This is a genomic window from Ruegeria sp. CG4 (genome assembly GCF_056537185.1).
The window spans coordinates 54,153-77,073 of the sequence record NZ_JBQFRB010000015.1 but is presented as its reverse complement, the minus strand read 5'-3'; the positions used below and the strand labels follow the sequence as shown (position 1 = coordinate 77,073).

Below are 22,921 nucleotides of genomic sequence, written 5' to 3'. Positions count from 1 at the left end.
GCCCTTGCTGAACAAGTTCAGCGCTCAGCCGCGACCCGATAAAACCCGCGCCCCCCGTGATCAGAATCTTCATTAAGCTATCCACCATGTCCACAGATGGCGCGTCACTAGTTCATTCAGGCGAATTTCGCAATGTAGCCGGGATATGCCGGGTGCAACCTGCCTGAAAATTCAACGTCTCAGGCGTTGTCCTGGAGCCGGCAGGTGCCGGCATTTATTGGGGCAGGTGAGCCCAAATACTAGCTACACGGCCAGTGCATTTAGGTTTCAACCGCCTCGCATGACCGGAGCACGTCCGCCACAAAAAGTTCAACTGCCTGTCTGTGCAGGCTGGAAGATCGCGTTGCGAGGTAGAATGTCGAGGTCCAGTGCAGTCTTTCAGGCGCAAGTTCTCTCAGACGGCCGTTTTGCCCAAGGCCTTCCACAAAGTGAACAGGCAGCGGCCCCAGAAAATGGCCGGTTTCAATCAATGTCGCCATCGCCTCCATATTCGCCACGACCGCCTTGGAATCCTGGGATTGCAGTTCTGGCGATACCAGCATGCCGTAGGACCTCTGGCAAATCTGATGTTGTGAGATAACGTCGAGATCGATCTTGTTGTCGGGAAGGCCGAACAACGGATGGTCGCGGCCGCAGTAGAGCCGATGTTCTTCCTGACACAGTTCGTTGTAGGTCAGTTCGGCAACCTGATTGCGAAAGGGCGCAATTGCCACGTGCAGTTCCCCGGTCAGCAGCCGTTGCGTCAATTCTGTTGGTGAGGCAACGACGACTTCCAACTGCACCTCGTTTGGCCGATCCAGAAAACGCTTGAGGGCTTCTGCCAGGTTCAGCTCGGCCAACGAGTTGACAGCGTCCACGACGCCGATCCTCAAATCGCCAGCTATCGTGTTTCGAAGCCCCAGCAGTTCGGCATCAAAATCACGCGCGCTCCGCAAGATGTCTTTGGCCTTTTTGTACGCAATCTCGCCGCGTTCGGTCAGCCAGAAACCGCCGCGCCCCCGTTCGCAGACCCGGTAACCAAGCGCTGCTTCCAGATCGCGGATTCTGATGCTGATGGCTGATTGGGTGATACCCAGCGCATATTGGGCATCGGTGAATCCACCGCAATCGACCACGGCAACGAATGTCTCCAGTAGTGTATTTCTCAGCAGTTTCAACGATCAGCCCTCACCGCGGTCATTGCATGAAGAATCCTTATGTCAACATTTACAGTATGATATTTTTTAATGAAAGGAACCGTGATGTGATCTCCCTCAGAAGCAACTGACTAAGCGAAACGGGAGGATATTCGCGTGGCTTTTACTCTTAGTACCCTAAGAACGACTGCGGCCGCCGCGCTGCTTGGGCTGGCGCCCATTGGTGTGCTGGCGGAAGACTGGAAATTCGCCATCGAGGAAATTCCGGGCTCGATCATGGATGCCTATGCGCAGGAGTTCAAATCCCGCATCGAAGCAGCGACGAATGGTGACGTGACCGTGACCGTCTATCCGATGGGAACGCTGGGCACGCCGACAGAAACAGTCGAGCAGGCCGCCGATGGCATCATCCAATTCACCAATGTCTCGATCGGCAACCTGGGCACTGTTGTGCCGGAAAGCCAGGTGTTCCTGCTGCCCTACCTGCTGCCGTCCGACCCGGCTGCAATCTCGAACATCCTGAGCAGTTCGGAAACCATATACGGCCCGATGAATGATGACTTCCGCCAGCGCGGTCTGGAAGTTCTGACGATGTATTCCGAAGGCCCGCAGGTCTGGACCACCAACCGCGAGATCCGCACGCCTGAAGATTTCGACAACTTCAAGATGCGCGTGATGGTGTCGCCGATCCTGTTGGAAACCTACAAGAACATGGGTGCAAGCCCGACGCCGCTGCCGTTTGGCGAAGTGTTCGGGGCGCTGCAACTGGGTGCTGTTGATGGTCAGGTTAACCCGATCCCGACCATCGAAGAGATGAAGTTCTATGAAGTCACCAGCCACCTGATCTGGGCTGGCGAGCAGGAGCTTGTCACCACTGTCGTGGCCGGCTCGGACTGGTTTGAAACCCTAAGCCCGGACCGCCAGCAACTGGTGCGGGACACCATGGCGGACATGACCGGTTTCATCGACGGTGTCGTTGCCGACTTTAACCAGCAGCGTCTGGACATCATCAAGGAAGCCAAGCCCGACATCGGTCTGGTTGTTCTGACCGAAGAAGAGCGTGACGTTTTCCGTGCACGCAGCACCGACACTTCGGCGGCCTATGTCGATACCGTCGGTTCCCGCGGTCAGGAGTTGCTTGACGCACTGCAGGCGGAGCTTGCGGGTAACTGATCTCCCCACCACTCACACAAAACTTCCTCACGCGCCCTGCGCGTGAGGGCTTTCAAAGGGAGGACACCATGCAAAGCGGCACCGCCACTCCCTTCGGCTTTTTGGGAAAGATCGACGCCGTCATCGGACGGATCGAAGTCTGCATCCTGGGCTGGGGGATCATCCTGATGGCCGTGAACACAATCGCCAATGTTTTTGGTCGCTATGTGTTCAACCAGTCCATCTATTTCTCTGAAGAACTGAACGAGTTCCTGATCGTCATCGTCACCTTCATGGGGCTGGGCTATGCCACCCGCAAGGGTATCCACATCCGCATGTCGGCGATCTATGACGCGCTGCCGATCAAACTGCGCAAGGGTCTGATGGTGGTGATTGCCGCCACCACCGCAGTCGTCACGGCGGTACTGGCCTGGTACGCGCTTGAATATGTTCAGAAAGTCGCCTCGCGCGGGCGGATAACTCCGGCGCTGCAGCTGCCGCTGTACCTGACTTATGTCTGGGTGGTGATCGGACTTGCGCTGGCCTCGTTCCAATACCTGCTGACCGCGATCCGCAACCTGAATTTCGCCGAGGAAGAGGTCTACGTCTCGTACCTAGAGGTCGACAGCTACGAAGATCCCGAGACTGCGGCGGCCATCAAGAAATTCGAAGATTCCAAGGAGGCAGGCAAATGACCGAGTTGATGCTGGTCGTCATGATCGTCCTGCTGCTGGCAGGCTTCCCGATGAAAATGCCGCTGATCTCGGCGGCGGTGCTGGGGTTCCTTGTCTACTTCCCGGACATGAACATGCAGATCCTGATCCAACAGATGATCGGGGGTGTGAAACCGGCTGCGCTGATAGCGGTGCCGATGTTCATTCTGGCCGCTGACATCATCACACGTGGTCACTCTGCCAACCGGCTGATCGACCTTGTCATGAGCTTCATGGGCCATATCAAGGGCGGATTGGCGATCTCCGTCACCTCGGCCTGCGCACTGTTCGGCGCGGTTTGCGGCTCGACCCAGGCGACCGTGGTGGCCATCGGCGGGGCGATGCGCCCCCGGATGCTGAAATCGGGCTACAGCGACAGTTTCTCGATCGGTCTGATCGTGAACGCCGCCGACCTTGCCTATCTGATCCCGCCGTCGATCGGCATGATCATTTATGGCGTCGTGTCGGGCACTTCGATCTCGCAACTGTTCATCGCCGGTATCCTGCCGGGTCTGCTGATCGTGGCGCTGTTCTCGGCCTATTGCATGGTCTACGCCTATCGCCATGACATCCCCGTGCTGCCGCGCGAGGGCTGGGCGCAGCGTTTTACCGCCCTGCGCAAAGCGCTATGGCCGATGGGTTTCCCAGCGATCATCGTGGGCGGTATTTATGGCGGTGTCTTCTCTCCGACCGAAGCTGCTGCGATCTGCGTTCTCTATGCGGTCGTGCTGGAGGTTGTGATCTTCCGCTCGATCAAGGTGGGTGATCTGTTCGATATTGCGTTGTCCACCGGTGCCATCACTTCGGTCGTTTTCATCCTGATTGCGGCAGGCGCGGCATTCAGCTGGACGCTGAGTTTTGCCCAGGTGCCACAGACGATCATCGCCGCATTGGGTCTGGAAAGTGCCAGCCCGCTGATGGTGTTGCTGGCAATCAACGTGGCCTTCTTTGTCGGCTGCATGTTCGTGGACTCGATCGTGGTGATCCTGATTCTGGTTCCGATATTTGCGCCGATGATCAAATCCAGCGGCCTCGACCCGGTATTGGTCGGTGTTCTGATCACGCTTCAGGTTGCCATCGGCGCGGCCACGCCACCCTTCGGCTGCAACCTGTTCACTGCCATCGCGGTCTTCCGCCGCCCCTTTGTTGAGGTGGTACGCGGAGTACCCCCGTTTCTGATCATCCTTTTGATCGTGACGGGCTTGCTGATAACCTTCCCTCAAATCGCCCTGTTCCTGCCGGAACTGGCCTATCGCTAAACCATAAGAAACGGAGAAAATCATGTCGGGACATGGTTATGAAGCTGGTCGTCTGAATCTGCCTTTTGTCGGCATCTCGACCTTTGGCAAGAAGCCTTATGTCGAGAACTGGGACGAGATTGACGCGGATGTGGCGATCCTTGGCGCGCCATTCGATTTCGGCTGTCAGTTCCGCTCGGGCGCACGGTTCGGGCCACGCTCGGTGCGCGAGGCATCGACCCTGTTCAGCTTTGGTCACGCGGGAGCTTATGATCACGAGGATGACGCCACCTATCTGGGCAGCGACGTTCGCATCGTCGATCTGGGGGACGCCGACATCATCCACACCAAGACCGAGGAGAGCCACGCCAACATCGAATACGGCGTCAGGAAAATCCTCGATGCCGGCGCGATCCCTGTCACCATCGGCGGCGACCATTCGGTCAATATTCCCTGCATCAATGCATATAAGGACGACTGCGCCAAAAACGGACCGATCCACGTGATCCAGATCGATGCGCATCTGGATTTCGTCGACGAACGGCACGGTGTCACCGTTGGCCATGGCAACCCGATGCGCCGCGCCATCGAAAAGGACTATGTCTCGGGCATGACCCAACTGGGCATCCGTAACGTGTCCTCGACCGCGAAAGAAGGTTATGACGATGCGCGGGCGCGCGGATCGGACATCCTATCAGTGCGGCAGGTTCGCAAGCTGGGCGTCGAAGGCGTTCTGGATCGCATCCCGGAAGGCAGCCGGTACTATGTCACGATCGATATCGACGCTTTCTGTCCGTCGATTGCGCCGGGTACAGGAACACCCAGCCATGGCGGGTTTCAGTACTATGACGTGCTGGAAATCCTGCAGGGCCTCAGCAAACGCGGCGACGTGGTCGGCATCGATCTGGTCGAGGTCGCGCCTGCTTATGACCCCTCGGAAAGCACACAAATCCTGGCGGCCCAATTGTTGCTGAACTTTATCGGGTTCATTTTCCACAACAGGAAATAAGCTCCCTCCCATGGCGTTCTCTGATGCCGTGACATGCCGGCACGCTGACAACAAACGTCGCGTGCCGGTTTGGACCGTTCCCATAATGCATTGACGGTTGCGAGGCTTGAACCAAGGCTCCTTTGCATCCTCGGACGATCGGTTCGGGAAGTGGAGCGAATCTCAAGATGTGCGACCCCAAAGTGTGTGCAGTGTTTGTTCAACGTCCGGAAAAGCTATGACCTGACTTACGAAACGTTTCGTTCATCAAGAAACTTCATCGTATTTTCCAGGCCTTGTCGCATGTGGTCTTCAAGGTGGTCCAGCATGTCATCCAGGCTGTTCCCATTGGCAAGCTGAATGTACTTGTCGTGGGACTCATGCAGCGGGCCGCCACGCCCGTGCGCCTTTTGATGCATGGCAAAGTAGAACTGCAGGTTGGGTTTCAGACGTTCCCAGCTTTGCAACAGCAGGGTATGCCCCGACAGCTCGTAGCACCAGGAATGAAGATGCATTTCGGCCATGATCGCGCCGTATGGATCATTGTTCGAGATGCAATCGCATAGCTTGTTGTTTCGCATCTGCAGGTCGGCGAGGCTGATCAGATCGCGCTTGTCCCAGCAGAACTGGAAGGCCATCTTCTCGAGCCCGGTGCGAAACGAATAGATTTCATCCAGATCAACCGGATCCAGTGTACGCAGGAAGGTTCCGCGGAAAGGCAGATAGACCAGAAGCCCGATCTCACTCAATTGAACCATGGCCTCGCGAAGCGTTGCGCGGCTTACGTCCAATTGGGCGGCAACTTGTGTTTCCAGCAGCTTTGCACCCGGATCCAGATTGCCGGTCAGGATCAGTTTCTGGAGGCGCTCCAGTGTTCTGTCTTTCAGCGTGTCGCCGGATTTCTCTGGTGAGGATGCTTGCCGTGTCATTTCGATCCCGTTGGTGGAACACCCGATGGGCGGAAGCCGAGATTACTTCTTTAAGCCAGGATAGCCAGAAAAATGACCGAAGCTGAACTTTCTATTCCGGTTCGACGGCTGGCTGCGTTGTTTGGAAACTTAAGTTAGTTCGAATATTCAGTATTGTCGACAATTATACATATTGTCGACAATATGAAAATCCTGCTGTAGTGTCGTGCCGGGTGGGGATTCGAAAAGCGCGAAACCTGGCTGCGATTGCCCACCCCATCGGCAAGAACAGTTCATCCGGTCCGGAACCGGGATGACGCAACAGGTGAAAAGGGAGAAATTCATGTTGTCGACCGGCGTTCTCAAACGGAAAATGAACTCGGGGCTCGCGGTGATTGGCGCCGCTGCGCTGCTGTCGGGCGCTCCGGCAAAAGCCGAAGAGTTCCTGACCATCGGCACGGGCGGTGTTACCGGCATCTATTACGCCGTTGGCGGCGGTATCTGCCGGCTGGTCAATCAGGGACGGAAAGAGCACGGCATTCGCTGTTCGGTCGAGAGCACCGGCGGTTCGGTCTACAATCTGCGCACGATGCGTGAAGGTGAACTGGAGATGGGCATTGTGCAATCGGACTGGCAGTTCCACGCCCTGAACGGAACCAGCTTATTCGAAGAAGATGGTCCGGATTCTGAGCTTCGCAGCCTGTTTTCTCTGCATCCGGATACGGTCATCATCGCCGCGCGCAAGGATACGGGGATCGAGTCGCTGGACGATCTTGGCGGTAGGACCATCAACCTGGGCAATCCCGGCTCTGGTACGCGAGGGACGGCAGAGGTTCTGGTAGACGCGTTGGGTTGGGACATGGATCACTTCGGGCTGGTCACCGAATTGAAGTCCGCAGAACAATCCGCAGCGCTGTGCGACAATACAATCGAGGCGTTTCTGATGGTCGCTGGGAACCCGGTAGCCAACGTTCTGGAAGCCGCCACAACCTGCGACATCAATATCATTCCGGTTGAAGGCGATGCCGTGCAGGCTCTGGTCGAGAGCAAACCCTATTACGGTAACGTCACCATTCCGGGTGGTCTGTACCGCGGCGTAGATGGAGACGTTCCGTCCTTCGGTCTTCCGTCCACCTTCGTGACATCCTCGGACGTGCCGGAAGAAACCGTCTACGTGATGGTCAAGGCGGTCTTTGACAACTTTGATGCCTTCAAGTCGTTTCACCCGGCCTTTGCCAACCTCAAGAAAGAGGAGATGGTCGTAAACGGACTGTCCGCTCCGATGCACCCCGGTGCAGAGCGCTATTTCCGCGAAGTCGGGTTGTTAAACTAACCACCTTTACCGGGGCGGCGGCCATCGCCGCCTCTGCACCACCTAGACCCAGCGTCCAGCTACGAGCGAAGATATGAGCGAGCAATCCCTGAGCCATTCCACCCATGACGCGCAGGAAGACCTGCGCAATCGGGACATCAAGATCTTTCTCAACGGCAGGATCGTACCGCGCAGCGAAGCCATGGTGTCCGTCTACGATTCCGGCTTCATGCTGGGTGATGGAATGTGGGAGGGTCTACGGCTTTATGACGGTGTATGGGCGTTTTTTGACGAACACATGGATCGGTTTTTTAACAGCTGCAAGGCCGTCTCAATTGATGTTGGCATGACCAAGGCCGAGGTTCTTCAAGCGCTGAACGACACCGCCAAGGCCAACGGTATGAAAACGGACGCGCATTGCCGGTTCATGGTGACCCGTGGTCCAAAGGACAAGCCGTTTCAGCATCCCGGGTTGTCACGGTCCGGGCCAACGGTAGTTGCAATCGTTGAGCACTCGAAACCGGTGGCCAGCCTGATGAGCCAGGGCATCCGGCTGGCCACCGTGCCTCAGGTGCGTGGCCTGCCGATGAGCCAGGACGCCAAGTATAACAGCCACTCGAAGCTGAACTGCGTCATAGCATGTCTGCAGGCCGAGCAGGCGGGTGCCGACGAAGCCCTGATGCTGGACCCTCATGGCTTTGTGAACACCACGAATGCATGCAACTTTTTCATTGTGCGCCGTGGCGAGGTTTGGACATCCACCGGAGACTACTGCATGAATGGGGTGACGCGCCAAAAGGTCATCGACCTGTGCCGTGCCAACGATATTCCGGTGTTCGAAAAGAACTACTCGCTCTACGAAGCCTATGGTGCCGACGAGGCATTCCTGACAGGTACTTTCGGCGCCCAGACACCCGTCGCGTCAATTGACGGGAAGAAGATCGGTGAACATGAAGGTGCCGGTCCAATGACCCGTCGCATACGAGAGCTCTACAAGCAGCTTGTGCAGCGAAATGTTCGCCATCAAAGCGGTTGCCCCGACTAAGCGGAGAGCATTGAGTGCGAACTGGCCAGTCTGTTGCTTTCTTCGGTCTGCAAAGTGCGCACCGCCTTCCAAAATGAGTAATGTTGAGGAAGGGGAACCTGCAAAATCACGGCGGACATTGTCCGCCCACATGGCCTCCAGAGTGTGAGGCAGGCATGTTCTTCCAACAGCAACTTGGCGTTATCCGCGTCTTTGACCAGAGCGGCGTCGAACATGCCTTTGGGATCAGAACTCTCAGTCTGATTTTCGAGCGCTTAGACGACCATATATTGCCAAATTGCTCTCGGTGGGGTGACTAGAGCATCCATTCGACCGGCAGCCACCTTACGACCGCCGTCAGCGCACGCTGGAAGCTGCTGGTTTCCGGTTCCGTCGTGTGAACGGTGACTGTCCCGTCATTTTCTTCTTGCAGCCAGATCACCTCACCGTTGTCGGCCAGTTCAACACGGTACGCGAATTCGGGCCTGTTCAGTTGATCGGCAAGCGATGCCGCAACCGCGGGGCTTTCGACCAGCAATCCCATTTCGGTATTGAGACGCGCAGATCTGGGGTCAAGGTTATAGGAACCGATAAACACCCGCTTTCCATCGGACCCAAAGACCTTCGCGTGTAATCCCGAGGCTGAACCGGCCAGTATCTCGGGCAGGCTTCGGTCGCGATGTTCCTGCCGTAACGCCCGAAGTTCCAGCAACTCGACACCGCTGTTCAGCAGGCCGTCCCTGTATCGCATATAGGCCGCGTGAACCGGCATGACGTCCGTGGCGTCCAGCGAGTTGGTCAGAACGCGGACCTTAACGCCGGACTTCGCCAACCCTTCCAGAATGTCAGCCCCTCTTTCACCGGGAATAAAATACGCCGAAACAAGGTCCAGCGAGGTTTCAGAGCCTTGCGCGAATTCGATCAGCCGTTCCACGATCAGGTCTTCGCCTTTGACTTCGCCAAGGCCTTTTGCCGGGTCGTCAGCAAAAAGGGTGATTTCGCTCCATTCGAACTTCAGATCATGTGCGGCTATTTGGTCGGTCAGCGCATTTTCCTGGATTGCCTTTTGATAGCCCGCGCCAACAGCAGTCTGTCGCGCAGCGTCCGCCGTGGATTGAAGGCTTTGTTCCGCCGGAGGTCCCAGAAAGAGGTCGGCGTCGTAGGATGAACCGCTGTTCCAGTATGAGTCGAAGGATTGCGAAACCTCGTCCACGATCGGACCAATGGCTATCGCGTCCACGTCCAGGTAGTGGGTTCCAGCGCCGTAATCGAAGTATATGTCGCCGACATTGCGGCCCCCGACAATCGTTGCCACACCGTCCACTGTCATTGATTTGTTGTGCATGCGTCGATTCAGGCGGCCGAAGTTAAAAGCATATGACAGGAGTTTGGGGTTTCTCAGCGTGAACGGATTGAAAATACGCACATTTGCGGTCGGCAGGGCATCGAGTTCGGCAAGATAACTGTCCATTCCGGATATGCCGTTATCGTCGACCAGCAGTCTGACACGCACGCCGCGCTCGGCCGCCGACCTAAGCTCGTCCAGCAGCATCAGGCCCGTGACGTCATCTTGCCAGATGTAGTACTGAGCATCGATTGAGGAAACCGCCTCTCTCGCGAGGATGGCCCGGGCCGCGAAAGCCACGCGCCCATTGCCCAAAGGCCGAATTCCGTCCCGCCCGGGATTCCGCTCGAGAGCGTTTTTGATCGTCTCCCCCAGGGGTCCGGTCCAGTCCGCATCTTGCTTCAGCGTTCGCTCAGAGAAGTTCTCTTCAGGAAGCGGAAATGCCAGTCTTAACCCGACTACGGCGATTGCGATCACCACCACTGCAATCAAACAAATCCTGATCAGCCGCATTCAGGGTCCCTTGTTGTGTGCGCCGGATTGGCCTTGTTGCCGAGATTGACCTATTGGAACTTGGATTTTCAAGAGAATAGATCGAAGCAAGTGGTTTAGCGACATGCTGTGACAGCCTTTGGGCGGAAGCAGACCATCGCGCGGAGTTCCGGACTCTGAGGAAGGGTACGGATCTCTGTCTGCTGATCTAAGAAGTGAGGATCAGCGCATCGAAGGAACAGGATCATTCACTCGTATTACGGCGCGGGTCGCACTTGAGGCTTTGCAGGGCGAACGGACGGTCACTGGCGGGCTTTGCGCCTCATGATACAGGTTTTTAACGCGGCCAATGCCGAATCCATTTCTTCCTCGGAATACCCGCAAAAGCCAAGGATCAGGCCATTGTGGGCCGAACCTTTGACTGAGAACCGTGATAGCGGCTGCGCTGTGACGCCCATCTCTGATGCGCGCATGGAAATTTCGGTATCTTCGAAGCCATCGGCGAGGTGCAACACGACCTGCATACCCGCCTGGTGGTTGATGAAGTGCCCATAATCCGAGAAATCGTGCCTGAGCCGTTCCAGAAGATATTTCCGCCGGTCATCGTATATCCGACGCACCCGGCGCAAGTGTCGGTAAAATTCCCCTGACTTCATGAACTCGGCCAGCGCCTGTTGGGGCATATAGCTTGCTTTCAGCCCGAAACGCCTCAACGTTGTTCGGAAACGGTCAATCAGGACCTCGGGAACGATGACATATCCCAACCGCAGTGAATTAGAGAATACCTTGGAGAAACTGCCGACATAGATTGCTCGGTTCAGACTATCAAATCCCGCCATGGCAGGGATCGGACGGCCCGCATACCGGAATTCACTGTCGTAGTCGTCTTCGATAATCCACGCGTCATTTCTTTGCGCCCATGCCAGGAAGTCCAGCCGACGGCTTGGCGACATGGCCCCACCAAGCGGGTATTGATGAGACGGCGTCAACACGGCAAGCTTTGGCACGGTGCGCTGTTCGGGCAAACGGGCACCACTTTCATCCACGTCCAGATAGGTTGGCGCAAGCCCCTGGGCGTCGGCAAGCTGGCGAACGGGCAGATAGCCGGGGTTTTCCAGGCCGACGATCTCGCCTTGGCCAACCAGACTGCGCAAACAAATCTCGATTGCATCGATTGAGCCGGCGGTCACGATGATCTGATGCGGCGAGGCATCGATCCCACGCCACTCTGATACATGTGCGGCGATGGCTTCGCGCAGATCGCTGTTTCCAAAACCGGAACTCCCGACCAGCATGGCCTCGGGATTTGTTCGGCAGACGCGGGCAACCGCCTTGGCCCACTGCCGGTGCGGGAACAATCGCATGTCCGGATAGCTGGCCTCGAAAGGGATCGGAGTTTTGATCTGTTTATCGGCGGATCGGGTCCCTGTGCGGCTTCCCTGTTTCGTCAACTCAACTTCACCCAAGGCACAAATGGTGTAGCCCGACCCTTGCAGGCTGCTCAGGTAGCCTTCGGCAACCAGTTGTTCATAGGCTGTCACGATGGTCGAACGCGACACACCAAGTTCAGTGGCAAACACGCGGGTTGGCGGCAGTTTTGTACCCTCGGCCAGATCGCCGGAAATGGCGCGGTCTCGGATAGCAGCACAGATCTGCTCGAAGACCGGTGTCTTTGCGGACCGGTCGATGGAAAAGGCAAGCCAGGGTGTTTGCTTCATATTGGTATGCTCATTTTTGTCAATTTTGGACATTAATGAACATCCAAAATCATGACAATCGATTCCCGACCAAAAACACCTTGAGGACGCCGCCATGACAGTGCGTAGAAATGAACACGGCCAGCTGATCGGCATGGCCTTGCCCAACTGGGCAGGCGCCGAGCACCCCGGACACAAGGGAATGGCCGGGCGCTATGCGCGCTTGATCTCTCTGGATCCGTTGACGCACACAAAAGAACTGTTCGAGGCGTTCAGCCAGGATCGTTCGGGAAAAATCTGGACCGACAACTTCATTGGACCGTTCAACACGGCTTCGAGTCTCAGGGCCTGGACCGAAGGCGCCAGCGGCGTTGACGCGCAACCCTATTTTGCTGTGATCGATCAGGAAACCGGCAAGGCGTCGGGGATTGCCAGCTTTATGCGCATCCAGCCCGAACATGGCGTGATCGAGATCGGCGGCATCACTTTCGCACCCGGCTTGCAACGCACAAGGGTTGCGACCGAGGCGATTTACCTGATGATGCAGCGCGCCATGACCGAACTGGGCTATCGCCGCCTGGAATGGAAATGCGACGCGTTGAACACACCCTCTCGGGCAGCGGCAGAGCGTTTCGGTTTTCGGTTCGAAGGCGTGTTCCAACAGGCAGCCACTTACAAGGGCCGCAACCGTGACACCGCTTGGTATGCGCTTTTGGATCGGGAATGGGAACCTGTCCAGCGTGGTTTCCAGACGTGGCTTGCACCGGAAAACTTCGATGAAGGTGGCCGACAGCACCAGAAGCTCTCGGACCTGATCGCGCTGGAACGCTCCAAATTCTACAAAACGGAGGACGTCGCATGAACCGACTGACCATGTTCGCCCTGTTTTACACCGCCAGTTTCCTTCAGGCGGGTGCCTATGGCCTCACGTTCATGTTGCCGCGCCTGTTCGAAACCTTTGGGGCCAATGAGAAAGTGGTGGGCGTAATGTTGTTCGTCACCACCATCGCCACGCTGATCACTGTCTATTATGCCGGTCATCTTTCAGACAGGTTCGGGCGCCTGCGCACGCTTGGTGTGGCCTGTTTGTCCATCGCGGCCGCGCTGACCGCCTATGGCCTCGCCGAAGGTGTCGGGGCGCTTCTGATCTTTGCCAGCATCGCGATCGGCTTTGGCTGGGGACTGACCTACGCGCTGTCGCCCATCGTTCTGACCCGCTTGGTCACGACCGCTGAACGGGTTCGTTATTTTGCCATTCTGTCGGTCGCCTTGATGGCCGGGTTCGGCCTGTCGCCGGTCATGGCGTCGATGATGGAAAAAGCCGGCATGACGGTGAACACCGCATTCTTTGTCACGGCCGCACTGTGCGCACTGGCCGGCGCTATCTTCTTTGCCCTCATCAAGCCTGTTCGCGCTCATTCCGAGGGCTCCGGCCCCGAGCTGCGCTCCTCCCTCTCGCTGGCCGGCGTCGCCGCTATCATGCGCTCGCGTGCGCGACTGCCGGTGATCATGGTCTGCCTTGGCGCGTCGGTCTTTGCCGGGATGAACAACTTTCAGACCGTCTTTGCGAATGAGCGTGGACTGGATTACGCCGATTATTTCCTGATCTACACGGTCACTGTCGTGCTGTTCCGGGTGGTGCTGGCGCGGTTCAAAGGCGGGCGCAATCCCTACATGACGATCGCCACCCTGCAATACGTGATGTTCGGGTCCGTTGTGCTGTTCATGGGGATCGGCGGCAATGTCCAGATGTATCTGGTCGTCGCCTTCCTGTTCGGCATCGGTTACGGGGTAAGCTATCCGATCCTGGCAGCGATGGCAGCCAATGATGCCGACCAGGACCTTTTGCCCCAGACACTTCAGTTCTTCGCTCTTTCCTACTTCATTGGCATCTTCGGCTTCCCGCTGGTGGCGGGATGGATGATCGTCGAATTAGCCAGCTTTGCACTTCTGATCCTGGTGGCCGCCCTGGCCGGGATCGAGGCAACCATGGCGGCATTACGCGGCGCGCAGCAACGCAAGGCTGTTCCGGTCAGCACATGACCCGGATTGCCAAGAACCTTGCGGCGGTGCAAGCCCGGATCACCCGCGCTTGTATCGCCTGCAACCGAAACCCTTCGGAGGTGACGCTGCTGCTGGCGACCAAGACGCAACCGGCAGCACGGATCCTTGAAGCCATGGCGCACGGCTCCTTCCTGACCGGCGAGAACCGCGTGCAGGAACTTGTCGAGAAATCACCGGCTCTGGCCGGGCACAGGATAGAACGGCATCTGATAGGGCACCTGCAATCGAACAAGGCGGGTAAGGCATTGGAACATGTCACTTGCGTGCAATCCGTCGACCGGCTGTCGATCGCCGAAAAGCTGAATCGCCTGTGCGAGGTTCGAGAACGGGAGTTAGATGTTTTCCTGCAATTCAACACATCGGGCGAGGCCAGCAAGTTCGGCATGGATCCAGCCGACGCCATATCATTCGCCCGTGCCGTGGCTGCACTGCCCAACCTGCGGGTGCGGGGCTTGATGACGGTTGGTTTGCTGGCCCCGCACCCGGTTCTGTCCCGCGATAGTCTGCGCGACTTGCGCCTGTTGCGGGACAAGATCACATCCGAAGATATAGACGACGTGGACCTGCGCCACCTGTCGATGGGCATGAGCACGGATCTTGAGATTGCTATTCAGGAAGGATCAACCATGCTTCGCATCGGGACTGACGTTTTCGGAAAACGAAACCTGCCGCCGGGAACCTTTTGGCCCGAAAAAGAATGGGAGTATCTGGCATGATTGCAGTCATCTTCGAGGTTGAAATCGCCGACGGGCGAAAACAGGACTATCTGGACGTTGCCGCAGACCTGAAGCCGCTGCTGGAGCAGGTGGATGGGTTCATATCCGTCGAACGCTTTCAAAGCCTGACCAATCCCGGAAAACTGCTGTCGCTTTCATTCTTTAGGGATGAGAAGGCTGTTGAAGCTTGGCGCAATCTGCCGCGTCACCGGGCCGGACAGGCCATGGGCCGAGACGGAATTTTCGAAGGTTATCGCCTGCGCGTTGCCGGTGTGATCCGGGACTACGGAATGAACGACCGGGAACAGGCCCCGAAGGACAGCCGGGAAACGCACAGTTGAAGGTTGGGTGCCTCGCTGCCGTCGATCCGCATCTGGAATTGCCTGATGACTAAGCAAGGTTCAGATTGCTCACAGCGCGAACAGATGCTTGCCGGAACAGACTTGCCAAGGGGGACATTTCACTGTCCGCCCGGGCCATTATGCCAATTGGCCCCGCAGTCAGACTTGTATCGATCGGTAGCGCCTTTAGCCGTCCGCTTTGGATGTCTGCGGCGACCACGCCCGTTGAAATGATCCATACGGCACCGCCGGCAAGCGCAACCTGCCGCCCGAACGCTGCGGAGACGGATTCGATCATTCTTGGAAAACTGCTCAGACCGTTGGCGATCATCATCCGGTCGACCAGCGGTCGGATCGCCGAGTCATCCGGTGGATAGATAACGGGATAGTCTGACAACTCGCTCAGGTTCTGGGCATGGACCAATGGGTGATCGGGCGCACAAACGATTGCGACGCGTTCGATATACATTTGAGTGAACGAGATATCCTTCATCGTCGTTGGTTTTCCCAGCCGACCGATGACAAGCTCCAACTGCCCCGCGTGCAAGCGATCGATCAAATATCCATGGGGGCCGTCCTCGACCCGGGGAATGGTGTCGGGCGAAAGCTGGGAAAAGATCTCTAGCGCATGCGGCAGTAACCGGGCGGCAACGCTGGGCAGGGCGCCAATGGAAATCGAACCGGCATCTCCCTTGCGGATCGCGGCGACGCTGTTCATCGCCATGTCCAAGGCTGTCATTCCACTTGTTGCGTGTCGCAAGAACACGTCCCCGGCCACGGTCAGTGTAATGCCACCCCTGTTGCGCTCCAGAAGGGTGGTGCCGGTGATGTCCTCCAGCTCTTTCAGGGTTTTCGAGATTGCAGGCTGACTGAGATTCAGGTTCTCGGCCGCAAGTTTCATGCTTTGTCGCCGCACGATTTCAACGAAGGCTTCGATGTGCCTGACTTTAAGCCTGCGATCGATCATAACTTTCCATTTTTGGAAACTAAATGGGACATAACGTCATTTTACATAACGGAAACCGTAGTGCAATCTGGTCGAAGTTGGAGGAGGGGACAGATGCGCACACAAGTCGTGGTCATCGGTGGCGGACCGTCAGGCTTGCTTTTGTCGCAGCTTCTGCATGTCCACGGCATAGACAGCATCGTTTTGGAGAGAAAGACCAAGGAATATGTCCTCGGCCGCATCCGCGCAGGTGTACTGGAAAAAGGATTTGTCGGCCTGATGGAAGAGGCCGGTGTCGCCGACCGCCTTCATGTCGAAGGTTTCGAACATGACGGCACGCTGATCGCTTATGATGACGAGTGCTTTCGAGTCGATTTTCGGGAACTTACCGACACGCCTGTCGTCATCTATGGCCAGACGGAAGTGACGCGCGATTTATACGCTGCCCGCGAGGCCGCAGGCGGCAGGATTGTTTTCAACGTGGAAGATGTCACGATCCATGATGCCGACACAGACACGCCGTTTGTAACGTTCACGGTCGACGGTAAGGAGCAGCGTGTGGATACCGATTTCGTGGCTGGCTGCGACGGGTTCCACGGCGTCAGTCGCCAGACCATTCCTTTGGATGTGCGCCGCGAATACGAAAAAGTCTATCCATTCGGTTGGCTTGGCGTTTTATCTGAGACGCCACCTGTCCACGAAGAACTGATTTATTCTTCATCGAGCCGTGGTTTTGCGCTGTGCTCCATGCGCAACGAGTCTCTTAGTCGCTATTACATTCAGTGTTCGTTGTCCGACAAACCCGAAGATTGGTCTGACGCGTCTTTCTGGGCCGAGCTCAAGCGTCGTATCCCGTGCGAATTCGCCGAAGCGTTGGTGACGGGACCGTCGATCGAGAAGTCGATTGCACCGTTACGCTCGTTCGTGACGGAACCGATGCGCTGGGGGCGGCTGTTTCTTTGCGGTGATGCCGCACATATCGTGCCGCCGACCGGAGCAAAGGGGCTGAACACCGCGTCTTCAGACGTACACTACCTGTATAACGCCCTTAGGGAGTTCTACGAAGACGGCAGCACGCGGGGAATCGACAGTTATTCGCAAAATGCGCTGGCCCGCATCTGGAAAGCTGAACGCTTCAGCTGGTGGTTTTCATCGCTGCTGCACCGGTTTCCGGATCAGTCCGAATTTGACCTTAAGATGCAGCAGGCCGAGATCGACTTTCTGCGGACAAACACGGCGGCCCAAAAGGCGATGGCTGAAAACTATGTCGGTTTGCCATATTGATGGGCATAGCCAAGGAGATAACGATGACGGATCGCTATACCACGGGAATGTCAGTCCGGCGCCGGGTGCTTGGTGATGTGCATGTGGACCGGGCGGAGGCACAGAAATCCGCCTTTGATGCGCCGTTCCAGGAAATGATAACTGAAACGGCGTGGGGCACCCTTTGGGCCAACGATGCGATCACACCGCGCGAACGTTCGATGATCACGCTTGCCCTTTTGGCGGCCACGCGGAACTTCGAGGAGATCCCGATGCATGTGAAGGCGTGCAGAAATACAGGTGCCTCGAGGGAAGACATCATGCAAGCTTTCATGCATGCGGCGGTTTACGCAGGCGTTGCATGCGCGAACCAGGCCGTGAAGCTGGCAAAACAGACATTTGCCGAAATGGAGGGTGAGGTGAAATGACCAGGCCGATGGACCTGTACCAGCGGGACCGCGAATGGCACCCGCCTGCCTTTTCCCCGAATTATAAGACGAGTGTGTCGCGCTCGCCCAGAAATGCCCTATTGTCGCTGGAACCATCGCTGAGCGAGGCCACAGGACCGACATTCGGCCATGATGATCTAGACCCGCTGGATAATGACCTGATCCGAAATTACGCCAAGACAGGCGATCCGATCGGCGAGCGTATCATCCTCCATGGCCGGGTTCTGGACGAAAACGCACGGCCCGTTCCGAATACCCTGGTGGAAATCTGGCAGGCCAATGCAGGGGGCCGGTATCGCCACAAGAAAGACACCTATCTGGCAGCGATTGATCCCAATTTCGGAGGGTGTGGCCGTACGCTGACGGACGAGAATGGCTGTTACACTTTCAGAACGATCAAGCCAGGGGCCTATCCCTGGCGCAACTGGGTCAACAGCTGGCGGCCGGCGCATATTCATGTTTCGGTGTTCGGCCCAGCCTTTGCGCAGCGGCTGATCACGCAGCTTTATTTCGAAGGCGACCCCCTGATTGCCAAATGTCCGATCGTGAACACGATTCCGGATCAAAACGCGATCGATCAACTGGTTGCCGCGCTGGATCTGAACGCGACGGTTCCGCTGGACAGTATCGCCTACAAGTTTGACATCGTGCTGCGCGGTCATCGATCGACCTATTTCGAAAATCGCCCGGACGGGAATTGATCATGGCTCAGAAGCTCGGTTATCTGAAAGAAACCCCATCGCAAACGGCCGGACCCTACGTTCACATTGGCCTGGCCCCGGGGGATGCAGGGTTTGACATCTATCGGCAGGAATTGGGCCGGGACGTTGTCGGCGCGCAGGCCGAAGGTGAGCGGATCACCATTCGGGGCAGGGTGCTGGATGGCACCGGCGCGCCGGTCAAGGATGTTCTGATCGAAGTCTGGCAAGCCAATGCCAAGGGGATTTACCCCGGGCAGGGCGAGGTCGAGCCCGGTTTTCGTGGATGGGGCCGTATCATACCCGATTTTGAATCCGGAGAGTGGATCGTTGAAACAGTCAAGCCCGGCTCTGTTCCGTATCGGGACGGCAGGCCAATGGCTCCGCACATCAGCCTGTGGTTAGTGGCGCGCGGCATAAATGTTGGGCTGAACACGCGGCTCTATTTCCCGGAAGAAGAGGCCGCCAATTCGGTTGATCCGGTTCTGAATCTGATCGAACAGGTTGACCGGCGGCAAACCCTGATAGCCGAAAGAACCCCGGACGGCTATCGGTTCGACATTCGCTTGCAGGGGGAAAATGAAACGGTGTTCTTCGATGTCTGACGAAACAAAACAAAACCCGTGTATTATTTGCGTGGCAATCACCGGCTCGGTTCCGACCAAGGCGGACAACCCGGCTGTTCCGATCAGCGTGTCGGAACAGGTTGAAAGCACACATGAGGCTTTTGAGGCCGGTGCTGCCATCGCCCATTGCCACGTGCGCGACGAAGAAGGCAAGCCAACCTCGGACCCAGATCTTTTTGCCGCGTTGAAAGAAGGGATCGAAACCCACTGTCCCGGCATGATCGTGCAGCTTTCGACGGGCGGGCGGTCCGGGGCGGGCTCCGCCCGTGGTGGCATGTTGCCGTTGCGGCCGGACATGGCGTCCTTGTCCGTCGGATCGAACAACTTTCCGACCCGCGTTTATGAAAACCCACCTGATCTTGTCGAATGGCTGGCCAGCGAGATGGTGAAATACGATGTCAGGCCAGAGATCGAGGCGTTCGACCTGTCTCATATCTTTCAAGCGGCCAAAATGCATAAGGCAGGTCAAATCAGGGATGTGCCCTATGTCCAGTTTGTCATGGGCGTGAAAAACGCCATGCCCGTTGATCGTGAGGTTTTTGATTTCTACGTGCACACAGTGCGCCGCCTTTGGGGGGATGTGCCATGGTGTGCGGCGGGCGTCGGGGCAAATCAGATCGTGTTGAACGAGTGGTCCGTTGTTTCTGGCGGGCATGTTCGAACGGGGCTTGAAGACAATGTGCGCCTGGACAGAACCACGCTTGCCCCGTCGAATGCAGCCCTGGTTAGTCGAGCCGTCGAAATCTGCGAAACGCACGAACGCCCCGTCGCGACTGTCGCGCAGGCGCGCGCGATCCTTGGGTTGCGAGAGGTCGCCGCCTGATGCCGAGCTTCGCCAGACCCCGTGACGTAATCCTGCACTATGAAGTGGCAAACCACGGTGTCGGCAGAGTGCCTGTTGTCCTTCTGAACTCTTTGGGGACGGACTATCGCATCTGGCGGGAAGTCGCGGCAGGTCTGGGCAAAACAGAATGCCTTCTTTGGGACAAGCGCGGGCATGGCCTGTCGGATTGCGCCGCAACTTCAATTGATACGCTGGCCGAAGATGTTGCCGATCTGATGGACATGTTGGGTTGGCGTCATGCAATTCTGTGCGGTGTTTCGGTCGGTGGACTGATCGCTCAGCGCATTGCCCACCGACGCCCCGATCTTGTGGCCGGGCTTATCCTGAGCAATACCGGCACGAAAATTGGGGATGACGAGGTTTGGAATACGCGCATTCAGGCTGTGCGTGAATCCGGTATCGATGCCATCGCCGACACGGTAATGGAACGTTGGTTTTCCAACCGTTTCCGAGCCGAGCACCCCGATGCCGTGGCCGGTTACCGGAACATGCTGACACGCATACCTGCCGAAGGTTATATCGCGACCTGCGAGGCCATTCGGGATGCGGACCTTGCCGAAACAACCAGCCAGATCAGAGTACCCACCATCTGTATCGGTGGGCGTGAAGATCAGGCAACGCCGCCCGAACTTGTAGAGGCTTTGGCCGATCTCATAAAAGGCGCAGAGCGGCATATTTTGCCGGATGTCGGGCATTTGCCATGCGTCGAAGCGCCGGGATTTGTCGCGGGTCAGATCCGGGCACTATTGGGTCGTGTGGCATGAGTGACGTGTTCGATCACCCTTGGTTGTCGGGCCTCTTTGGCGATCAGGAAGCCGAGGTGATCTGGTCAGCTGAACGCACGCTGGCCCATATGCTTGCCTTCGAAGCCGCCTATTCCCGCGGGCTTGGCGCCATTGGCGTCGTGCCGGAGGACCAGGCCCGGGCCGCCGCCGAGTTGATTGAGCGCGCCAATCCGGACCTTCGGGATTTGCAGGCCGGAACCTTAAAAGACGGGATGCCAATTCCCGCATTTGTGCGTGGTCTGAAGGCCGAGGCCGGGCAATTGGACGGTGCGATCCATACCGGCACAACCTCACAGGATGTGATGGATACAGCGCTGGCAATGACAATGCGCGAAAACTCAGATCTGATCGCGGATCGCCTGTCGACCCTGACCGAGCGATTGGGTAATCTGGGCCGCCGGTTCGGCAGCAACAAGATGATGGGCCGCACACGGATGCAGGCGGCATTGCCGATTTCGGTCGGGCACCGGATCGAGAACTGGAAAGCGCCGTTGATCGAGCACGGCGATAGCATCGAACAGATGCGCAAGAGTGTCGAGCGCCTGCAATGGGGCGGGGCAGTCGGAGATGGACAGGCCATTGGCGAAAAGCATCCCGACCTGGCAGCCTTTGTTGCCGAAGCGTTGTCGCTGCGCCCACCCAGCCGCAACTGGCATTCAGATCGCGCAACCGTCACCGATTATGCAAATCTGTTGTCGCTGATTTCCGGTTCGATTGGGAAAATGGGCCAAGACATCTGCTTGATGGCGCAGCAAGGTGTCGACGAAATCAAGCTTTCGGGCGGCGGTGGGTCATCAGCCATGCCGCATAAACAGAACCCAATTCTTGCCGAATTGCTGGTGACGCTGGCGCGCTTCAATGCCACGCAAGTATCGGGGATGCATCAGGCGCTTGTGCATGAACAGGAACGTTCAGGAAGCGCCTGGTCGCTGGAATGGATGTTGTTGCCAAACATGGCCAGGTGCACGGCCAGATCGCTTTCGGCAGCAAATGCCCTTTGCGCGCAAATTGTTTCAATGGGGGTGCGGGAATAGGCGCGAGGCAGACATCGCGCCAACCGTCAGATACCGAACTGCGCCATCACGACACAACGGAGGAGGAGAAATCATGACCATAAGGAAATCCTTGCTGAGTTCACTGGCCGCCCTGGCCGTTTCAGCAACAGCCAGCCTGGCCCAGGAAGTGACGCTGACGATGCATCACTTCCTGCCGCCAGTCGCAGCGGCGCACAAAGGCATGCTGCAGCCATGGGCCGATAAGATCACTGCCGACAGCGATGGCAGGATTGCGATTGAAATCTTCCCGTCAATGTCGATGGGTGGCAAACCACCTGAACTGTACAGCCAAGTCCGTGATGGGTCTGCCGATATTGTCTGGACAGTCCTGGGATACACACCGGGTGTCTTTCCGCGCACCGAAGTATTCGAACTGCCGCTTGTGCATGCAGGCTCTGCGACGGATACAACGGTCGCCATGAACGCCTCGATGGAGATGCTGGCGGAGGACTTCGATGACGTCCACGTCATCTTTCTGCACACCCATGATGGGAATGTCATACATTCAGCGTCCGACCCGGTGCGCACCCTGGAAGACGCAAAGGGGATGAAGCTGCGGACCCCCAGCCGTACGGGCGCGTGGGTGATCGAAGGCATTGGTGCGGAACCCGTCGGCATGCCCGTGCCGGCCTTGCCCGAAGCCATGTCGAAAGGCGTTGTGGACGGCGCACTGATCCCGCTGGAAATCGTGCGGCCCCTGAAATTACAGGAACTGGACAAGTCCATAACGGAACTGCCGAACGGAGACCGCTTTGGCACCGCGACCTTCATGGTGGCGATGAACAAAGACGCCTACGAAGCGCTGCCGGATGACCTTAAGGCCGTTATCGACGCCAATTCAGGTGCCAATGTCGCGCGCGAGGTCGGGTCTAATTGGGAAGGTTTCGAAGAAAGCGGCACCGAGGCACTTGAAGCCGCAGGTGTAGAACGGGTCGTGTTGTCCGACGAAGAAGCGGCCAAGTTCAACGCCGTGAGCGAACAGATCGTCCAGCGTTGGATTGACGAGGTGAGCGAGAAGGGCATTGATGGTGCAGCCCTCGTCGACAAGGCCCGCGCGGCAATTGCCGCAGCCCAGTCTGGCAACTGATTGGAAACCGGCCGAGCGGTCCGATGGTCGCTCGGTCGTTTG

General features: G+C 57.3%; 23 protein-coding genes. 18 read left to right on the top strand and 5 right to left on the bottom strand.

Translation table 11 applies throughout. The features are described 5' to 3' along the window. Nucleotides 1-260: 260 nt before the first annotated feature. Nucleotides 261-1,157 carry a LysR family transcriptional regulator gene (locus tag ACR0J2_RS23470; RefSeq protein WP_480814054.1) on the bottom strand — a complete coding sequence of 299 codons (897 nt, stop codon included), beginning with the start codon at nt 1,155-1,157 and terminating at the stop codon, nt 261-263. 135 nt (nt 1,158-1,292) lie between these two features. Here ACR0J2_RS23470 and ACR0J2_RS23465 point away from each other — a divergent pair, with 135 nt between their 5' ends. From ACR0J2_RS23465 to speB, 4 genes are all read left to right on the top strand, one after another. Continuing rightward, the gene (locus ACR0J2_RS23465) at nt 1,293-2,309 is read left to right on the top strand and encodes a TRAP transporter substrate-binding protein (RefSeq protein WP_480814053.1); all 1,017 of its coding nucleotides are present in this window, start codon (nt 1,293-1,295) and stop codon (nt 2,307-2,309) included. A gap of 68 nt (nt 2,310-2,377) precedes the next feature. Continuing rightward, nucleotides 2,378-2,983 carry a TRAP transporter small permease gene (locus tag ACR0J2_RS23460; RefSeq protein ID WP_480814052.1) on the top strand — a complete coding sequence of 202 codons (606 nt, stop codon included), beginning with the start codon at nt 2,378-2,380 and terminating at the stop codon, nt 2,981-2,983. Beyond that, nucleotides 2,980-4,260 (top strand): TRAP transporter large permease, encoded by a 1,281-nt coding sequence (locus ACR0J2_RS23455; RefSeq protein ID WP_480814051.1) that lies wholly within the window; start codon nt 2,980-2,982, stop codon nt 4,258-4,260. Before ACR0J2_RS23460 ends, ACR0J2_RS23455 begins: the two co-directional genes overlap by 4 nt. A 22-nt stretch (nt 4,261-4,282) precedes the next feature. Further along, nucleotides 4,283-5,248 (top strand): agmatinase, encoded by a 966-nt coding sequence (gene speB / locus ACR0J2_RS23450; protein WP_170617292.1) that lies wholly within the window; start codon nt 4,283-4,285, stop codon nt 5,246-5,248. Between the two features lie 227 nt (nt 5,249-5,475). On the opposite strand, the gene ACR0J2_RS23445 is transcribed toward speB, so the two are convergent. Further along, on the bottom strand, nt 5,476-6,156 hold the full coding sequence (locus tag ACR0J2_RS23445; RefSeq protein ID WP_170682509.1) for a GntR family transcriptional regulator: 681 nt from the start codon (nt 6,154-6,156) through the stop codon (nt 5,476-5,478). 322 nt (nt 6,157-6,478) lie between these two features. Between ACR0J2_RS23445 and ACR0J2_RS23440 the strand changes: the two genes are divergently transcribed. Continuing rightward, complete coding sequence (locus ACR0J2_RS23440; RefSeq protein ID WP_480814050.1) at nt 6,479-7,468, top strand: TAXI family TRAP transporter solute-binding subunit; 990 nt, start codon at nt 6,479-6,481, stop codon at nt 7,466-7,468. A 73-nt stretch (nt 7,469-7,541) separates the two neighbouring features. Continuing rightward, a complete protein-coding gene (locus tag ACR0J2_RS23435) occupies nt 7,542-8,492 on the top strand; it encodes a D-amino acid aminotransferase (RefSeq protein WP_480814049.1) in 951 nt (316 codons plus the stop codon). Nucleotides 8,493-8,787: 295 nt separating this feature from the next. Here the strand turns inward: ACR0J2_RS23435 and ACR0J2_RS23430 are convergent, their stop codons facing one another. Then, nucleotides 8,788-10,329 carry a phospholipase D family protein gene (locus ACR0J2_RS23430; RefSeq protein WP_480814048.1) on the bottom strand — a complete coding sequence of 514 codons (1,542 nt, stop codon included), beginning with the start codon at nt 10,327-10,329 and terminating at the stop codon, nt 8,788-8,790. A gap of 281 nt (nt 10,330-10,610) precedes the next feature. Next, nucleotides 10,611-12,026 (bottom strand): MocR-like pyridoxine biosynthesis transcription factor PdxR, encoded by a 1,416-nt coding sequence (pdxR, locus tag ACR0J2_RS23425; RefSeq protein ID WP_480814047.1) that lies wholly within the window; start codon nt 12,024-12,026, stop codon nt 10,611-10,613. Nucleotides 12,027-12,120: 94 nt separating this feature from the next. On the opposite strand from pdxR, the gene ACR0J2_RS23420 reads away from it, so the two are divergent. The 4 genes from ACR0J2_RS23420 to ACR0J2_RS23405 are packed head-to-tail and all read left to right on the top strand — an operon-like array spanning nt 12,121 to nt 15,126. Beyond that, on the top strand, nt 12,121-12,867 hold the full coding sequence (locus ACR0J2_RS23420) for a GNAT family N-acetyltransferase (RefSeq protein WP_480814046.1): 747 nt from the start codon (nt 12,121-12,123) through the stop codon (nt 12,865-12,867). Beyond that, nucleotides 12,864-14,048: an MFS transporter gene (locus ACR0J2_RS23415; RefSeq protein WP_480814045.1), complete on the top strand. Its 1,185-nt coding sequence runs from the start codon at nt 12,864-12,866 to the stop codon at nt 14,046-14,048. Before ACR0J2_RS23420 ends, ACR0J2_RS23415 begins: the two co-directional genes overlap by 4 nt. After that, nucleotides 14,045-14,785: a YggS family pyridoxal phosphate-dependent enzyme gene (locus ACR0J2_RS23410; RefSeq protein ID WP_480814044.1), complete on the top strand. Its 741-nt coding sequence runs from the start codon at nt 14,045-14,047 to the stop codon at nt 14,783-14,785. Before ACR0J2_RS23415 ends, ACR0J2_RS23410 begins: the two co-directional genes overlap by 4 nt. Next, the gene (locus ACR0J2_RS23405) at nt 14,782-15,126 is read left to right on the top strand and encodes an antibiotic biosynthesis monooxygenase family protein (RefSeq protein WP_170617276.1); all 345 of its coding nucleotides are present in this window, start codon (nt 14,782-14,784) and stop codon (nt 15,124-15,126) included. The genes ACR0J2_RS23410 and ACR0J2_RS23405 overlap by 4 nt, the downstream gene beginning before the upstream one ends. Before the next feature lie 49 nt (nt 15,127-15,175). Here ACR0J2_RS23405 and pcaQ read toward each other — a convergent pair whose 3' ends face one another. Beyond that, a complete protein-coding gene (gene pcaQ / locus ACR0J2_RS23400) occupies nt 15,176-16,093 on the bottom strand; it encodes a pca operon transcription factor PcaQ (RefSeq protein WP_170617274.1) in 918 nt (305 codons plus the stop codon). A 93-nt stretch (nt 16,094-16,186) separates the two neighbouring features. Here pcaQ and pobA point away from each other — a divergent pair, with 93 nt between their 5' ends. The 8 genes from pobA to ACR0J2_RS23360 all read left to right on the top strand — a co-directional run bounded on the left by pobA (nt 16,187) and on the right by ACR0J2_RS23360 (nt 22,879). Then, nucleotides 16,187-17,356, top strand: a complete 1,170-nt coding sequence (pobA, locus tag ACR0J2_RS23395) for a 4-hydroxybenzoate 3-monooxygenase (protein WP_480814043.1) — start codon at nt 16,187-16,189, stop codon at nt 17,354-17,356. 23 nt (nt 17,357-17,379) lie between these two features. Then, the gene (gene pcaC, locus ACR0J2_RS23390) at nt 17,380-17,763 is read left to right on the top strand and encodes a 4-carboxymuconolactone decarboxylase (protein WP_170617270.1); all 384 of its coding nucleotides are present in this window, start codon (nt 17,380-17,382) and stop codon (nt 17,761-17,763) included. Further along, the gene (gene pcaH, locus ACR0J2_RS23385) at nt 17,760-18,485 is read left to right on the top strand and encodes a protocatechuate 3,4-dioxygenase subunit beta (protein ID WP_480814042.1); all 726 of its coding nucleotides are present in this window, start codon (nt 17,760-17,762) and stop codon (nt 18,483-18,485) included. Before pcaC ends, pcaH begins: the two co-directional genes overlap by 4 nt. A 2-nt stretch (nt 18,486-18,487) precedes the next feature. Next, on the top strand, nt 18,488-19,087 hold the full coding sequence (gene pcaG / locus ACR0J2_RS23380; RefSeq protein ID WP_480814041.1) for a protocatechuate 3,4-dioxygenase subunit alpha: 600 nt from the start codon (nt 18,488-18,490) through the stop codon (nt 19,085-19,087). Continuing rightward, nucleotides 19,080-19,931, top strand: coding sequence for a 3-oxoadipate:acetyl-CoA acetyltransferase (locus ACR0J2_RS23375; protein WP_480814040.1), 852 nt, complete (start codon nt 19,080-19,082; stop codon nt 19,929-19,931). Before pcaG ends, ACR0J2_RS23375 begins: the two co-directional genes overlap by 8 nt. Next, entirely contained in the window at nt 19,931-20,716 is a 786-nt protein-coding gene (pcaD, locus tag ACR0J2_RS23370; RefSeq protein WP_480814039.1) for a 3-oxoadipate enol-lactonase, read from the top strand. The genes ACR0J2_RS23375 and pcaD overlap by 1 nt, the downstream gene beginning before the upstream one ends. Beyond that, nucleotides 20,713-21,771: a 3-carboxy-cis,cis-muconate cycloisomerase gene (locus tag ACR0J2_RS23365; RefSeq protein ID WP_480814038.1), complete on the top strand. Its 1,059-nt coding sequence runs from the start codon at nt 20,713-20,715 to the stop codon at nt 21,769-21,771. Before pcaD ends, ACR0J2_RS23365 begins: the two co-directional genes overlap by 4 nt. 73 nt (nt 21,772-21,844) lie before the next feature. Beyond that, nucleotides 21,845-22,879, top strand: coding sequence for a TRAP transporter substrate-binding protein (locus ACR0J2_RS23360; RefSeq protein ID WP_170807482.1), 1,035 nt, complete (start codon nt 21,845-21,847; stop codon nt 22,877-22,879). The last annotated feature ends 42 nt before the right edge of the window (nt 22,880-22,921 follow it).